Source organism: Pedobacter sp. MC2016-24 (assembly GCF_015223055.1).
Lineage (GTDB): Bacteria > Bacteroidota > Bacteroidia > Sphingobacteriales > Sphingobacteriaceae > Pedobacter.
In genome coordinates this window covers 122,818-138,509 of sequence record NZ_JADFBX010000005.1, presented here as the reverse complement: position 1 = coordinate 138,509, position 15,692 = coordinate 122,818, and the positions used below count along the sequence as shown (strand labels likewise).

Here is a 15,692-nt window from a genome sequence, read left to right as displayed (position 1 = left end):
AATCAATATGAAGCTATCAGTTATTATTGCAACCAGTATCGCCTCCGTTTTTACCCTTTGTGCCACAAACAGTATGGCACAAAAGAAAAATGGTATTCCGCACGATACCAAGTTTAGCGGTTATCCATCGAGAGATGCCTCACTAAACGTATTACCTGGCTTTATCAATCCGCCGAAAGGGTATGGCAATGTTCCTTTTTTCTGGTGGAACGGCGATACTTTATCTAAAGCGCGCTTAACCGAACAACTTGACATCCTGAAGGAGTCATCTACCGATGGTTTTGCTGTTAGCTATTTGCATACCGATCCCAAGGGTGCAGATTACGAGTTAAATAAAAAAATGGGTTATGGCTTGTATGGCCGCACAGAACATGGCAACCCGGCTGTTTACTCTGATGAATGGTGGAAAACATGGAACTGGTTTTCTGGTGAAGCTGCCAAAAGAGGTATGGCCGTTGGGTTGGATGATTATACCATCGGCTGGGTGGGCAATGGTTATTCCACGGATGAAGTGCGCGACCTGGCCAAGTTCAAATCTTACCAGGGTACGCTGCTCATTAAAACAGATACCCTAAAAGCAGGTTCAGCCTTCAATGCCAAATTGCCGGCAGGAACAATCAGCATGGTTGCCTGGCCAGTCAAGCCCGTAAAAGGTTTGCAATATGTCGATCTGGCAAAAAATGCTAAAAATGGCCAGGTAGATTTCAAAGCCGGTAAAGACACCGACTGGAAAATCTTTACCATCACCACCAAAAGCAATTACATGTTGCACCCAGATCATGGGAAAGAATTGGTTAAGCACTATTTTCAGCGCTTTGAAGATAAAATGGATGCACAAGGCCGGAAAGGAATGAATTATTTTTTCCAGGATGAATTGTTTATTCCACTTGACATGACCACCTGGTCTGAAGATTTTGTATCAGAATTCAATAAGCGTAAAGGATATGATATTCTGCCTTATTTACCTGCCTTAAAAGAAGATATCGGTAAGATTACCCCTAAAATCAGGATTGATTATGCCGATGTACTGATGGACCTGGCTGAAGAGCGGTATTTTAAACCTGTGTTCGACTGGCATTACAGCCGCGGGTTAATTTATGGCTCCGACAATCTCGGACGTGGTATGGATCCAATGTCTTATGTTGATTATTTCCGTGTAGAGAGCTGGTACACAGCACCCGGAAATGACGCGCCGGCACGTGGCTCGTCCTTCATTCAAACCAAAGTATCAAGTTCTGTAGCGCACCTCTATAAAAGACCCAGGTCCTGGCTGGAAGCGTTTCACAGCATGGGCTGGGGTAGCAGTGGCGAGTGGTTAACAGAACAGCTCGACCATCATTTTATTGCAGGTGGGAACCTGATTTGTATGCACGGTCTTTATTACACTACCCATGGGGGATGGTGGGAATGGGCACCACCAGATTTTCATTATAGAATGCCTTACTGGCCACACATGAAAAAATGGCTGGAATATGGGGAGCGGCTAAGTTACCTGATGAGTCAGGGTATTCATCAAAGTGACATCGCGGTCATGTATCCTACAGAGGCCATGCAAGGCATTCCGGGCACAACTCCAGATACCTGCTTTCAAACGGCCAGAAACTTAAGCGATGTGGGGCTGGACTATGATTTTATAGACCACCGTTCTTTCATGAAAACTGAAATTAAAGATCGCTCCCTGAATGTATCCGACATGTCTTATAAAGTACTTGTACTTCCAGACATGAAGGCCATGCATTATGCCGCTTTACAAAGGGCGCTTGATTTTTACCGCAAGGGTGGCATTGTCGTATCCACCGGATCATTGCCTGTTGCAAGTACCAATCAGGGGAGCAATGATGCTGCGGTAGATGCCATTGTCAAAGAGATTTTTGGAGTCACTGCTGCAGAATTTGCTGCGGGCAAAAAAGCCGGTAAACAGCAAAATGCTGCAGGCGGACGTGGAATCATAGCCAGCTCTGCTTCCATTGCACAATTGATCAGTAAAGAGATTACGCCGGATTTTATTCCCGGAGAAGGTGGCGGTAAAGTGCTGCACCGCAAAATCGGGGACCGTGATTTGTACATGACCATGAACGTAAAACCGGGTAATGAATGCTTTTTCAGATCTTTGGGCAAGGCAGAGCTATGGGATGCCAAAACCGGGGAAACTAAAGCCTTACCCGTAATCAGACAAACCAAAGAAGGAACCTATATCCGGGCTACTGCCGACGCCAGCAGTTCTTCGCTCATTGTCTTTTCACCTGGCGTAGCTTTAGTGGAAAGTGCACAACGTAAAGAACCTGCACTTGCTGAAAGCATTGCCTTAACCGGCGATTGGAATGTGGAGTTTCTGCCTACCATGAACAACAAATGGGGGGATTTCCGTTTGCCAGCTTTTGAAGGCATGATTGGTACAGAAGCAAGGACTTTTAAATTTGCTGCCTCAGCAACTGCGGCTAAGAATTGGATGTCGCCTGCATTCCCGGATAAAGACTGGGAAGAAGGGATTTACGATTATGGCTACCAGATGCAGGTATTGCGCGATTCAACCGGCAAGGATTTTGAAGGTTTGTTAAAGGATGCCTTGAACAATCAAATTACCGATTGGAAGCCCTACCGCTTCTCCTGGCGTTTTGGTGTTTGGGACCACCCTGGTCCGCAAGGTTACCACGGTTTAAAAGCCAAAGTAAACGATGGTTTCATTATCCTGGACGGTGCAGGATCACATATCTTTAAAACTGCGGTTTACGCAGATATAAATCAGCCGTATCGAATAGAAAAGGGTGTACGACAACCTGATCAGTTGCTTATTGACGGTGTTGCAGTAAAGGATAGCATCATCAATCTGACTAAAGGTTGGCATTCTGTCCTGATCGGCTATGCCAATGTGCCTAAAAAAGGTTTTAAAGTCGGGCCGAATTCCAGGGACGACCGTCCTAGGGGCGCTATGGTTTTTATTCCTGCAAATCAAAAAACGCCAGAGGCCATATCTCCTTATTCTACCACATTGGCTATGAAGTGGTACCTTGCTGACCATTTGATGTTCGATCCGGATAAAGGCCTGAATAAAGCATATTGTTACCGCTTTAAGTCAACTCCGGGCCTCGAAAAAATGGAAATGGGTATTTATGGAAAAAATCCCCGGATCTGGATCGACGGTCAGCGTTTGAACGATAAAGCAGTAATCCTGTTGAAAACAGAAAGGAAATTGAATACTTACCAGGTTAATTTACCAGAAAAGAAAGATCGGATTTGTGAAGTTGCCATCGAAGTAGCAAGAGAAACGGGTTTTCAGGATGTGGCTATTTTTCCATTTCCAGTTAAATTGTTCTGTAAAACTGGCTTGATGTCAGCGGGCGACTGGTCGCTTACCGGGCAAATGAGACATTATTCCGGGGGACTTTACTACCGTAAATCGGTAGCGCTTTCTGAGCAGCAGCTGAAGGGTGAGGTGATGCTTAACCTGGGCGCTGTAGTAGCCACTTGTGCTGTAAAAGTGAACGGAAAAGAAGTTGCTGTGCTGATGTCTAAGCCTTATAAAGTAGAGATCAGTAAGTTTCTCAAAGCTGGGGCTAATGATATTGAAGTGTTGGTTTACAGCACACTCTCTAACCATTATCAGACCATTCCATCTGCCTACAGAGGTGATCCAAGAGCAGGATTGATGGGCCCTGTAGCCATAGAAATTTATAAATAGAACAAATTGCGTTTACCGGATGGCAAACCGGTAAACGCAATTGTTTATTAACTTAACAATTCCTGCAAATCACGGTCTGCTGTAGGAATCTTTTTTAGAAAGTCGTCAAAGCCTGCGCCTTCCTGCGAGCTGTACATTCCGTAAGCATCCAGGATATAACCGATTTGTCCGTCTTTATCTTCCAGCAAATACAAAACAGAATTATCTCCAGGATCAGAATCTCCTTCAAAACGATAGGTTTTGATGATGGTCAGATCTTCTGGTCTGTAAATCTTGTTTAGGCCAACTCCCTGCATCTTACCATGGTCGGTCATTTTTATTTCGTTATCTAAGCCCTTAAGTCTCAGTTTTTCTAATATCTGGCTAAGCGTATTCATTTCTATCGGATGTTCCATAACCTTTGAGTTTTTTCTTAGATAACAACATTTTATGCCAAATGGTTTCTTTTAAATCAATCAACTGGTGTGTTGGCCCTTTTGCGCCCAGTTTCAGCCTGGGATAAGGCCTGAATGGGTTCACCATAAGTACAGGAAAAATACAGCTTGAGTACTGGGCTTCCTTACCTCCGCCTTACTTCTTCCTTACCCCTGCTTTACCCTAGAGGTAAGGAAGGGGTAGCGCAGGGGTATAGGGGGGGTAAAGCAGGGGTAAAGCGGGTCTGTATTTTTCCTGAAGATATCCTGTACTTATTCAGGTGTTATATTGACGATATCTTACCCGTATATAGCTTTACAGTAACAGAAAGGCTATTTTTAGTAAACAGCAACTGATTTCTGAAATTGAAAGTACTGCCTGCCGGAAACCAAAACAAAAAAGGGACAATCCAATGCGGATTGTCCCTTTTTCTTTTCGCTAAGCGTTTATGTGTTATAATGCAAAAGCAGATTTAACCTGCTCCACAAAATCCAATTTTTCCCAGGTAAACAATTCAACAGTTACTACTTTTTCTTCACCATTTGGTGTTCTGAAGGTTTTGGTTACTGTTTCTGGTTTACGGCCCATGTGACCATAAGCTGCTGTTTCGCTATAAATTGGGTTTCTCAATTTTAAACGTTGCTCAATAAAGTACGGACGCATGTCAAATATACCTTCAACGATTTTAGCGATCTCGCCATCTGTTTTGTCTACTTTACCAGTTCCGTAAGTATTGATGTAAATACCCATTGGTTTAGCTACACCAATGGCATAACTTACCTGTACCAGGATCTCGTCTGCAACACCGGCTGCAACCAGATTTTTGGCGATATGACGTGTTGCATAAGCAGCACTGCGGTCTACCTTACTTGGGTCTTTTCCAGAGAAAGCACCACCACCGTGCGCACCTTTACCACCATAAGTATCTACAATGATTTTACGGCCAGTTAAACCGGTATCACCATGTGGACCACCAATAACGAACTTACCAGTTGGGTTGATGTGGTATTCAATCTGATCATTGAACAGGTGTGCATACTGCGGGTATTTGCTGATGATTTTTGGAATCAGGATGTCTACCAGGTCTTTCTTGATCTTAGCCAGCATTTCTGCTTCTTCTGCAAAATCATCATGTTGTGTAGAGATGACAATGGCTGCAATACGAACTGGTTTGTTGTTGTCATCATACTCCAAAGTTACCTGCGATTTGGCATCCGGACGCAAATACGTGATTTCTGTATTTTCGCGTCTTAAAATAGCCAGTTCCTGTAATAAAGTATGTGATAAATCTAATGCCAGAGGCATGTAGTTCTCCGTTTCGTTGGTTGCATAACCGAACATCATACCCTGATCTCCAGCACCCTGCTCTTCTTTGCTGCTTCTGTCTACACCCTGGTTGATGTCCTGGCTCTGCTCATGAATGGCAGAAAGGATACCGCAAGAGTTCGCTTCGAACATATATTCGCTTTTGGTGTAACCGATTTTACGAATTACATCACGTGCAATTTGCTGTACATCCAGATAAGTTTTTGATTTTACTTCGCCGGCCAGGATCACTTGTCCGGTAGTAACTAAAGTTTCACAAGCTACTTTAGAATCGGCATCAAATGCCAGGAAGTTGTCAATTAACGCATCCGAGATTTGATCCGCGATCTTATCTGGATGGCCTTCAGAAACAGATTCTGATGTAAATAAATACGACATTTTAAATAATTAATTTAAAAGAGTAAACAATTAAGTAAAATGGAAGATGATCCTGTAAACAGGCGGTAAAATGAAGTGTATGATAGGTTAGCACTTTTTTTTACGTGGTTGCAATCCCGCTACTTTTACATAGCATCGCAAATCAGTCCACTTTAATAGCGCAAAATTACACTATATATTTAAATAGTCAAAAAATATCGATTATTTTGTACCTGAAATAACTATAAGATCTTGTCAAAATCGAACATATTATTTATCATTAATCCGATTTCGGGTGGTAAGGATAAACAGAAAATCCCGGCTTTAATTGATGCGCATCTGGACAGGGAGCAATTTAATCCCAATTTTGCTTTTACGGAATATGCCGGGCATGCGGCAGAAATTGCGGAGGAGGCTGCCAATAAGAATTTTGACATCATTGTGGCAGTTGGCGGTGATGGAACAATCAATGAAGTAGCAAGTAAGGTCATGCAGGCACAAAAGGTGCTGGGTGTTTTGCCTTTTGGCTCTGGAAACGGCCTGGCCCGGTTTCTAAAAATACCAATGAACACGGTGAAAGCCATACAGGTGATCAATACCGGTGTGGTACAGGTAATCGATACCGGGACGTTTAACAACAAGAGTTTTTTCAATATGGCTGGTATGGGCTTCGATGCCCGGATCAGTTCGGTATTTGCCGGACATAAAACACGTGGCCTGAGTGGCTATGCCAAGCTGGCCTTAAAAGAAGCCACAAGCTACAGGGCACAAACTTACCATATCTATATCGATGGCAAAGAATATGTGCGACGGGCTTTTGTAATCAGTTTGGCCAATTCTTCTCAATATGGAAACAATGCTCATATTGCACCAACAGCCTCGGTAACAGATGGTTTGTTGGATGTGTGTATCGTGAATGCATTTCCTTTATACAAGCTGCCGGTTTTGGCCTATGAAATGATGATGGCGAAAACCGACCGCTCCAATATTGTAGAGATCATCAAAGGAAAGCAGATCCGTATTGTAAGAGGTATGGAAGATGCCATCCATATTGATGGCGAGCCCTTCTTTATGGGCAAAGAAATAGAAGCAGGAATTATACCCCTTTCATTAAATATCATTACTCCAAAATATGAAGCCTAAAAAGAAATCATTAAGCGATCTTGGCGGGATTATGTACTCTACAGATCCCTCGTTTAATTATGAAGTTGAAGACGAACAGACGGATGCAGCGATTCCGAATAACCAGCAGGATTTGAGGGTTACACTGGATCGTAAAAATCGTGGCGGAAAGGCCGTTACGCTGATTACCGGCTTCCGGGGAAATGACGATGAACTGGATCAGCTGGCCAAAATGCTGAAGAATAAATGTGGGGTAGGAGGGGCTGCGAAGGAAGGCGAAATTTTAATCCAGGGTGATTTTAGGGATAAAGTGATTTTATTGCTTCAGGCGGCGGGCTTTAAAGTTAAAAAATCAGGTGGCTAAAAACGTTTTATGAAAACGTTTTAAATTATTGATAATGAGCGTTTTGCTGTTAGTGTATGGGCGACAATAAGTAAAATTTTTACGGCAAAAAGGTGCTTTTTTACTTTTAATCTGTATAGCTTTGTCGGACTAACTTATTATTTATGAGCAAAGCTTTTATGCTTAAGCCTGATTTGAGCTATCTGAATTTAGATTCGGACAAGGCGCTATTTCAGCTTAATGTAGCACAATTGGTTGAAGAGGCCTTAAAAAACGGAGAAGGTACACTGGCCGATTCCGGGGCACTGGCGATTGATACCGGAAAATTTACCGGTCGTTCTCCAAAGGATAGATTTGTTGTTTGTGATGCGCTGACGGCGGATAGCGTTTGGTGGGGAGACATTAACATTAAATTTACGCCGGAGCACTTTGATTCGCTGTTTGAAAAAGTTACGTCGCACCTGAATCAAAAGGATTTTTATGTTCGTGATGCCTACGCATGCGCAGATGAAAATTACAAAACAACGATCAGGGTGGTTACTGAAACGGCTTACCAGAATTTGTTTTCGAATAACCTGTTTTTAAGGTTGGCTGCAGATGAGGTGATTGGCCAGCCGGAATGGACCATCATTGCTGCACCTACCTTTTTGGCGGACCCGGCATTGGACGGAACAAGACAATCCAACTTCTCGATTCTGAATTTCTCTAAAAAAATGATCCTGATTGGGGGCACCGGTTATACTGGTGAGATCAAAAAAGGAATTTTTTCTGTGTTGAATTTCATTTTACCAGAGCAAAGAGATACTTTATCGATGCACTGCTCGGCAAATGTGGGTAAAGATGGTGATACCGCGATCTTTTTCGGTTTGTCTGGTACGGGAAAAACAACACTTTCTGCAGATCCTGAGCGCGGCCTGATCGGTGATGATGAACATGGCTGGGGATCAGAAACGGTATTTAATTTTGAGGGCGGGTGTTATGCGAAATGTGTAGACCTGACCGCAGAAAAAGAGCCGCAGATTTTTAACGCAATTAAGTTCGGTTCTTTGCTGGAGAACATCAACTATTTTCCGCAAACACGTACCGTCGACTTTTCAAATATTGATAAAACAGAGAATACCCGTGTGGCTTATCCAATTGACTATATTGAAAATGCCATCATTCCTTCTATTGCAGGGGTTCCTAAAAATATCTTTTTCCTAACTGCAGATGCTTTTGGTGTATTGCCACCGATATCCAAACTGACACCGGGACAAGCCATGTTCCATTTCATTTCGGGTTATACCGCTAAGGTTGCAGGTACGGAGGCAGGGGTAACTGAACCTCAGCTCACTTTTTCTGCCTGTTTTGGAAAAGCCTTCTTACCCTTACATCCAACCCGTTATGCGGGATTGCTGGGAGAGAAAATGCAAAAGCACCAGGTTAATGTATGGCTGATCAATACTGGCTGGAGCGGAGGTGCTTATGGTGTAGGTAAAAGAATGAAACTGGCCTATACCAGGGCCATGATCTCAGCCGCTTTGAAAGGCGAATTTGAGAACATCGCATTTGACACCGACCCCATCTTCGGACTGCATATTCCAGTGGGTTGTCCGGAAGTACCTGCGGAAATTTTAAATCCAAGAAACACCTGGACTGATCCAAAAGAATACGATCAAAAAGCAGCAGAACTTGCCCTGGCATTTATCCAGAATTTCAAGCAATTTGAGGACTATGCAAGTGATGAAATGCTGGCATCCTTACCAAAAGTTGTGGAAAACACCCATTAAAAGCATTTTTTTACTTAAAAATTTGCATTTCAGCTTTTTTTTAGTTTTAATTGCGAAAGATTGTCTCACCACCGAGACAATCTTTTTTAATTATACACGAATACGGGAAGGGATGATTCGGGATAACAAGCTAACGATTATTTAATTTGGAATTAAAATGAAAATTATAAATTTGTTGTTGCAACAATTGTTTGTAATCGTCGTTGTGTGTATTACGGAATATTTAATCTAATTTTAAAAAACAAAAAGTACTAAAAACTAAAAAACTAAAAAAAAATGGCAAACGCACCAAAACCAACAACAGTAAAGAAAGAGAGCTCATCAGCTTCAAATTTATTCGCTACACTAACTATTCCAATCTGTATCATTATTGGGGTATGTATTTTCAAATTTATCCTGGGAGACGCTAAAAACTTTATTGATGATAATCCAGAAAACTTACCTAAGGTTGGTAACTACATGGGTATGGCTTACAAAGGAGGTCCGATCGTACCAGTATTGATGGGTATGTTATTGATGGTAATCGTATTCTCAGTAGAGCGTTTTATCGTAATTGGTAAGGCAACAGGAACATCTAGCTTAGATGCTTTTGTTAAAAAAGTTCAATCACTTTTGAACTCTAACAACATCGAATCTGCAATGGCAGAATGCGATAAACAACAAGGTTCTGTTGCTAACGTAATTAAATCAGGTTTGAAAAAATATCGTGAGATGGAAGTTGAGCCTAACATGGATACTGACCAGAAATGTTTAGCAATTCAAAAAGACATCGAAGAAGCGACTACATTAGAAATGCCAATGTTAGAGCAAAACTTAACTGTAATTGCTACTTTGGTATCAGTAGGTACATTGATGGGTCTATTGGGTACAGTAACAGGTATGATCAAGGCCTTCGGTGGTTTGGCTAACTCTGGTGCTCCAGATCAGGCTGCATTGGCAACTGGTATCTCTGAGGCTTTGATTAACACAGCTACAGGTATCGGTACTTCTACTTTGGCAATTATCATGTACAACATCTTGACTTCTAAAATTGATAAATTGACTTATGCAATTGATGAAGCAGGTTTCAGCATCATCCAGACTTACGCTTCTACGCATAAATAAAAAATAATGAATTTTTTTTTACCGGCTTTTATGGAAAACCGGAAGAATAAACATCATTAGTTAAAACATTAGTAATTTTTAAAATTATGCCAAGAGCAAAGGTCCAAAGAAAGAGTACTTCGATAGATATGACCGCCATGTGCGACGTGTCTTTCCTATTGCTTACTTTCTTTATATTAACAGCAACTGCACGTCAGCCTGATCCTTTGGACGTGACAATCCCTTCTTCAACTTACAAGTTGAAAGTTCCAGATTTGGATATGGGTATTTTGTCCATCGGTAAAGGAAAAGTGTTTTACGAGATCGTAGGTAAAGACATCAAAATGGCTACGCTTGGAAAAATGGGTGAGAAGTATAACATTAACTTCACTCCAGAAGAAAAAGAGCGTTTCGGTGTTATTGGTGCTTTCGGTGTACCAATCCAGGATATGAAAAATTTCATCGCCATGGATGGGGAGAAACGTAAAGCATTCTTAGCAAATTCTGGTGGTATTCCGGCCGATTCAACCAACAACCAGTTGGCAGAATGGGTAATGCAATCCCGTCACTCTGTTGCTGAGCTGCACTCCACACAAATGCGCGTGAGTATTAAAGGAGATGCACAGGAAGAGTATCCAACCGTTAAAAAGGTTGTTGATATCCTTCAAAAGCAAAAAGTTAACAAATTTAGTTTAATTACATCTGCCGAAGGCGATGCTCAATAATCATACATTATGGCAGAATTAGATACCTCCAGCGGGGGTGGCAAAAAAGGCGGTAAAGTAAGAACCAAGAAAGCCAATACCAAAGTCGATCTAACGGCGATGGTGGATTTAGCCTTCTTGTTGATTACCTTCTTTATGCTAACAACCTCCCTGTCGAAACCAATTGCAATGGATATTGCAAAGCCTGATAAAGACGATAACTCGGTTGAAAGGAATGAATTGCGTGCTTCGGAAACGATGACCATCTTGTTGGGTAAAAACAATAAAGTGGCTTGGTACATGGGAGAAGCAGGTAAATCAAAGCCTAATGTAGAGGGCTTCGGTGATATCAGAAAATCAATATTAGATAATAAAAAGAAAGTAGCAGAAGCTACTGGTGGAAGACAGATCATCATGGTGATCAAACCAACATCAGGCGCTACTTATAAAAACTTTGTTGATATCATGGATGAGTTGTCGATTGCAAAGATCACAACTGCACCAGCGATCGATGACGAGAACATTACTGATGCTGAAAAAGATTTCATGAGACAAGCTGGAATTTTAGATAAATAATTAACAATATTAAATACTAGGCTATGTTTGGTTCTAAGATAGATTTATTAAAAACAGAGTGGCTTGATGTAGTATTTGCGGATAAAAACAAGAAATACGGCGCTTACGAGCTACGTAGAGAAAGTAATGCAAATACGACTAAGGCACTTCTTATAGCATCAACAGTTTTTATATTGATGTTCGTTGCCCCTAAGCTCGTGAGCTTGATTAAGGGGAAGCTTCCTGAAGATAACGAAGTGAAGCAGGTTGAGGTTGTGGTTGCGCCACCTCCACCGGTAAACCCGGAGACACCTCCGCCGCCACCGGTAGAGCCACCGCCGCCAAAACAGGATCAGGTTAAATTCCCTCCTCCGATTGTAAAACCGGATAATGAGGTGGTTGACAAAGAGCCTGTTCAGATTGAAGACTTGAAAAAAGCTGACCCGGGACAAAAAACTGTAGCAGGTGATCCTGATGCTGACATTGTGATCGCTGGTCCGGTTGGTGAAGGTCCGAAACAAGCAGCAGTAGTTGAAGATACTAAGGTTTATGACTATGTAAGTATCGAGACTCAACCAGGTTTCCCTGGTGGTATGGAGAAATTCTACGCTTACTTAAAGAAAGCGGTAAGATATCCAGCCATGGCTCAGGAAAACAACATCCAGGGTAAGGTATTCGTATCTTTCGTGGTTGAAAAAAATGGTAAGCTTACTGATATTAAAGTGGAAAGAAAATTGGGTGGTGGTACTGACGAGGAGGCAATCCGCGTATTACAGAACAGCCCGAACTGGACTCCGGGTATCCAAAATGGTAAACCGGTACGTGTTAAATTTAACATTCCAATCAGCTTTACTTTATCTCAATAATAGATGTTTAGTTTTGAAACGTTTAAACAGAAATCGCCTCAACAGCGATTTCTGTTCATTTTAGGCCTGGTCATGTTTCTCTTTTACCTGGTTTTAGGAGGCATGCTCATTTTTGGAAATCAGGTTTTAAATATGTTGCAGCCGGTTTATAGAATCCTTTTGGGTTGCCTGCTGATCGTATATGCAATCATCAGGTTTTGGCGTGTAGTGAGTCCGAAAGCAGAAGAATAACGCAGCACTAAATAAAATAGGTAATGAAGAACTTAAGTTTGATCCTTTTATTGACGGCATTTATTGCCTGTAAACCGAAACTGAAGCCTGCAGATGCAGTGGAAGAGACCCGGACATCCGGTACGGTAACCATGTTGGTTGACGAGTCTTTTTCTGAAGTGCTGGCCGACCAGATTGAAGTTTTTCAATCGGACTATCCGGATACTAAATTTACCGTCACTGAAGGTAATGAACAAAAGATTATTCCTACATTTTTGAATGACAGTGTACGCGTAATTGTCCTTTCGCGCATGTTAACGCCAGCTGAAGATAAGCTGTACAGAAGCCGTAGTATTGTTCCTAAAACATCCAGGTTTGCCATAGATGGAATTGCCCTGATTACGAACAAAAGTAATTTAGATACAAACATTAACGTTAATGAAGTTGTTGATATATTGAAAGGGACTTCTGCGGGAACTAAGCAATTGGTGTTTGACAATGCTTATTCGAGTACACTTCGTTATTTTAAAGAGCTGGCACAGATTAAAGATTTGCCTGCAAAAGGTGTATATACTTTGAAGACAAATAACGATGTAATTAAGTATATTGCGGAAAATAAGGGATTTATTGGTGTGGTTGGTGTGAACTGGCTCATCGATAATCAGAAGGAAATGGCACCTTATATTGAACAGGTGAAAATGATGGGAGTGAAGAATGTGAAAGGAAAGAAAGGGGATGATAAATTTTACAAACCAGAACAGGTTAACCTGATCAATGGCATTTATCCGTTTCTGCGTAATATTTACATCATTAATGCAGAGGGAAGAGACGGATTGGGCACGGGTTTTGCCAATTGGTTGGTGAGTCCGAGGGGACAATTGATTGTACTTAAATCCGGATTGGGTCCGCATAAGATATCTTCCCGCGATTTTAATTTTAAGAATACAAAGTAAATTTTATATTTGGGGAATGAAGCCCGCGTTGGTTGGCTTCATAACAGCTAAAAACAATAATTGAACCATGAAAATGACAAAGAAAGCAATAACCTTAAGTTTAGGTTTAGTAGTGATGGGTTCTGCCTCTTTTGCTCAGAGCTTAAATGATGCAAAGAAGGCCATAGATGCCGAGCAGTACCAGAAAGCGTCGACCATGCTGAAAGCATTGGTAAATTCACAAGCCAGTAAAGGAGATAACTACTTTAGTTTAGGTGAAGTGTATTTGAAGATGGACTATGTGGATTCTGCCCGTGCAGTTTTTACTAAAGGTGTAACCGCAGATCCAAAAAATTCATTGAACTATATTGGATTGGGAGAAGCGGATTTAGTGTCTAACAACCCAACTTCTGCAAAAACAAATTTTGCCAAAGCGGTTGAAGTTTCTTCTAAAAAGGATTACATCCCTCAGTTGTATATCGGAAAAGCTTATATCGCTGCTGATAAACCTGATTTCGAATCGGCATTACCTTATTTGCAAAAAGCAGATGAGTTGGATCCAAACGATAAAGACGGAGAAACCTTTTTAGCATTGGGCGATTACTATGCCCTGCAAAAAAAGAATTCTGAAGCATTGTCTAACTACATGAGGGCCTTGAATATCAATGCTGGATTGTTGAAAGCAACTGTTCAGATCGGACGTATGTACAAAGAATCAAGAGCATTTCCTGAGTCTGAGGAGCGTTTGAAAGAGGCAATTGCTGCTGATGCAAACTATGGCCCGGCTTACAGAGAGCTGGCTGAGTTATATATGCAGTGGGCTATTCAGTTGCCAAATGAATTTGCAGCTAAATCTGCAGAAGCTTTGACAGCCTATAAAAAATACCTGGACCTGACTGATAAATCTTACGAATCAAGATTGCGTTATGCACAGTTCTTGTTCTATGCAAAAGATTATAAAACTTTACAGGAAGAGTCAACTGCCCTGGCAGCTTTAAATCCAAATGATCCTAAAAGTTTGGTAGTATCCAGATTACAAGGATATTCGGCTTTTGAAAATAAAAATTACCCGCAAAGTTTGCAGTTTATGGACGATTTCTTTGCGAAAGCTAAAGATCCAAGTCGTATCATTCCTTCAGATTACTTGTACTTAGGTAAAGCTCAATTGCAAAATGGTAAAGACAGTTTAGCATTAATCAGCTTAACCAAAGCGGTTGAACTGGATTCAGCAAATGCTGAGGCGCTAGCTGACGTTGCGAAAAGCTATTATGATGCTAAAAATTGGACAAAAGCGATTTCTACTTACGATATCGTAAACCGTTTCAACCCAAATGGTAAAGGTTCATTGTACAACTATTACTACCAGGGATTGGCAGGTTACTTCCTGTATGGACAAGGCTACAGCAATAAAACTAATCCTTCTAAAGACATTTTGGCGAAAAGTGATGCGGCACTTGCGAACGTATTGAAAGCATCTCCAACTACGATTGATGTTCATTTGTGGAGAGCAAGGGTAGCGAACTTAATGGATAGCGATACTGATCCTAAAGGATTGAAATTGCCTTTCTATCAGCAATATTTAGATTCTGCTGAGGTTCGTGTAGCTAAAGCGTCGCAACCAGCACCTTCTCCAAAAAGCATGGTAGAAGCTTACAACCAGATTGCTGGATTTGCTTCTTATAAAGACGATAAAGCAAAAGCTAAATTATATTGGGATAAAGCACTGGCTATCGATCCTCAGAATGCAACAGCATTAGAAGGTATTAAATCGTTAACTGCACCAGCAGCTAAAGCCCCGGTTAAGAAAAAATAATGAAATCATAAAATAAATGAAAAGGCAGGGTTGATATCCTGCCTTTTTGTTTTAATTTTGCCTCAAATTATATAGTATGGAAACGCAAAGTGTACCTGTAGATTTTTTACCAATCATATTTCAAGTTATTGTTGCTTTAGGTTTTGTGGTAGTGACCTTGATTGCTACCCACTTTTTAGGACCAAGAAGAAAAACAAAAGATAAGCTGGAGACTTTTGAGGCCGGTGTTAAAATTGTTGGTAACGCGCGTCAGCCTTTCTCTATCAAATATTTTCTGGTGGCCATCCTGTTTGTGTTGTTCGATGTGGAGGTTATTTTTATGTATCCATGGGCAGTTAATTTCAGGTCTTTAGGGATGACAGGCATGATCGAAATGTTTGTATTTATGGGGACCCTGTTATTGGGCTTTATCTACGTTTTAAAGAAGAAAGCGCTGGATTGGAACTAATTATTTAGATCGTTTCTAAATGCAGATGACGTAGGTCATTTGCATCAAAAAATTGTAAATTTGTGGTTCAT

General features: G+C 41.3%; 14 protein-coding genes. 12 read left to right on the top strand and 2 right to left on the bottom strand.

What is annotated here, in order from left to right:
• Positions 1-7 precede the first annotated feature (7 nt).
• Positions 8-3,679, top strand: a complete 3,672-nt coding sequence (locus IM797_RS13990; protein ID WP_194127768.1) for a glycosyl hydrolase — start codon at positions 8-10, stop codon at positions 3,677-3,679.
• A 47-nt stretch (positions 3,680-3,726) separates the two neighbouring features.
• Here IM797_RS13990 and IM797_RS13985 read toward each other — a convergent pair whose 3' ends face one another.
• Positions 3,727-4,074, bottom strand: a complete 348-nt coding sequence (locus tag IM797_RS13985) for a hypothetical protein (protein WP_194127767.1) — start codon at positions 4,072-4,074, stop codon at positions 3,727-3,729.
• A 472-nt stretch (positions 4,075-4,546) separates the two neighbouring features.
• Complete coding sequence (metK, locus tag IM797_RS13980; RefSeq protein ID WP_194127766.1) at positions 4,547-5,797, bottom strand: methionine adenosyltransferase; 1,251 nt, start codon at positions 5,795-5,797, stop codon at positions 4,547-4,549.
• A gap of 231 nt (positions 5,798-6,028) precedes the next feature.
• Here metK and IM797_RS13975 point away from each other — a divergent pair, with 231 nt between their 5' ends.
• From IM797_RS13975 to IM797_RS13925, 11 genes are all read left to right on the top strand, one after another.
• Positions 6,029-6,919 carry a diacylglycerol kinase family protein gene (locus IM797_RS13975; RefSeq protein ID WP_194127765.1) on the top strand — a complete coding sequence of 297 codons (891 nt, stop codon included), beginning with the start codon at positions 6,029-6,031 and terminating at the stop codon, positions 6,917-6,919.
• Positions 6,909-7,262 (top strand): translation initiation factor, encoded by a 354-nt coding sequence (locus IM797_RS13970; protein WP_194127764.1) that lies wholly within the window; start codon positions 6,909-6,911, stop codon positions 7,260-7,262. Before IM797_RS13975 ends, IM797_RS13970 begins: the two co-directional genes overlap by 11 nt.
• A gap of 143 nt (positions 7,263-7,405) precedes the next feature.
• Complete coding sequence (gene pckA, locus IM797_RS13965) at positions 7,406-9,010, top strand: phosphoenolpyruvate carboxykinase (ATP) (protein WP_194127763.1); 1,605 nt, start codon at positions 7,406-7,408, stop codon at positions 9,008-9,010.
• Positions 9,011-9,286: 276 nt separating this feature from the next.
• Entirely contained in the window at positions 9,287-10,114 is an 828-nt protein-coding gene (locus IM797_RS13960) for a MotA/TolQ/ExbB proton channel family protein (protein ID WP_194127762.1), read from the top strand.
• An 86-nt stretch (positions 10,115-10,200) separates the two neighbouring features.
• On the top strand, positions 10,201-10,818 hold the full coding sequence (locus IM797_RS13955) for a biopolymer transporter ExbD (RefSeq protein ID WP_194127761.1): 618 nt from the start codon (positions 10,201-10,203) through the stop codon (positions 10,816-10,818).
• Positions 10,819-10,827: 9 nt separating this feature from the next.
• On the top strand, positions 10,828-11,373 hold the full coding sequence (locus IM797_RS13950; RefSeq protein ID WP_194127760.1) for a biopolymer transporter ExbD: 546 nt from the start codon (positions 10,828-10,830) through the stop codon (positions 11,371-11,373).
• Between the two features lie 23 nt (positions 11,374-11,396).
• The gene (locus IM797_RS13945; RefSeq protein WP_194127759.1) at positions 11,397-12,218 is read left to right on the top strand and encodes an energy transducer TonB; all 822 of its coding nucleotides are present in this window, start codon (positions 11,397-11,399) and stop codon (positions 12,216-12,218) included.
• A gap of 3 nt (positions 12,219-12,221) precedes the next feature.
• A complete protein-coding gene (locus IM797_RS13940) occupies positions 12,222-12,449 on the top strand; it encodes a hypothetical protein (protein ID WP_194127758.1) in 228 nt (75 codons plus the stop codon).
• A gap of 23 nt (positions 12,450-12,472) precedes the next feature.
• Positions 12,473-13,381 carry a substrate-binding domain-containing protein gene (locus tag IM797_RS13935; RefSeq protein ID WP_194127757.1) on the top strand — a complete coding sequence of 303 codons (909 nt, stop codon included), beginning with the start codon at positions 12,473-12,475 and terminating at the stop codon, positions 13,379-13,381.
• Positions 13,382-13,448: 67 nt separating this feature from the next.
• Entirely contained in the window at positions 13,449-15,173 is a 1,725-nt protein-coding gene (locus IM797_RS13930) for a hypothetical protein (RefSeq protein WP_194127756.1), read from the top strand.
• A 76-nt stretch (positions 15,174-15,249) separates the two neighbouring features.
• Positions 15,250-15,621 (top strand): NADH-quinone oxidoreductase subunit A, encoded by a 372-nt coding sequence (locus IM797_RS13925; RefSeq protein ID WP_194127755.1) that lies wholly within the window; start codon positions 15,250-15,252, stop codon positions 15,619-15,621.
• Positions 15,622-15,692 lie beyond the last annotated feature (71 nt).

Coding starts and splice junctions, on each gene's coding strand:
- IM797_RS13990 (WP_194127768.1), top strand. CDS start 8: ATGAAGCTATCAGTTATTATTGCAACCAGTATCGCCTCCGTTTTTACC.
- IM797_RS13985 (WP_194127767.1), bottom strand. CDS start 4,074: ATGGAACATCCGATAGAAATGAATACGCTTAGCCAGATATTAGAAAAA.
- metK (WP_194127766.1), bottom strand. CDS start 5,797: ATGTCGTATTTATTTACATCAGAATCTGTTTCTGAAGGCCATCCAGAT.
- IM797_RS13970 (WP_194127764.1), top strand. CDS start 6,909: ATGAAGCCTAAAAAGAAATCATTAAGCGATCTTGGCGGGATTATGTAC.
- pckA (WP_194127763.1), top strand. CDS start 7,406: ATGAGCAAAGCTTTTATGCTTAAGCCTGATTTGAGCTATCTGAATTTA.
- IM797_RS13960 (WP_194127762.1), top strand. CDS start 9,287: ATGGCAAACGCACCAAAACCAACAACAGTAAAGAAAGAGAGCTCATCA.
- IM797_RS13955 (WP_194127761.1), top strand. CDS start 10,201: ATGCCAAGAGCAAAGGTCCAAAGAAAGAGTACTTCGATAGATATGACC.
- IM797_RS13950 (WP_194127760.1), top strand. CDS start 10,828: ATGGCAGAATTAGATACCTCCAGCGGGGGTGGCAAAAAAGGCGGTAAA.
- IM797_RS13945 (WP_194127759.1), top strand. CDS start 11,397: ATGTTTGGTTCTAAGATAGATTTATTAAAAACAGAGTGGCTTGATGTA.
- IM797_RS13940 (WP_194127758.1), top strand. CDS start 12,222: ATGTTTAGTTTTGAAACGTTTAAACAGAAATCGCCTCAACAGCGATTT.
- IM797_RS13935 (WP_194127757.1), top strand. CDS start 12,473: ATGAAGAACTTAAGTTTGATCCTTTTATTGACGGCATTTATTGCCTGT.
- IM797_RS13930 (WP_194127756.1), top strand. CDS start 13,449: ATGAAAATGACAAAGAAAGCAATAACCTTAAGTTTAGGTTTAGTAGTG.
- IM797_RS13925 (WP_194127755.1), top strand. CDS start 15,250: ATGGAAACGCAAAGTGTACCTGTAGATTTTTTACCAATCATATTTCAA.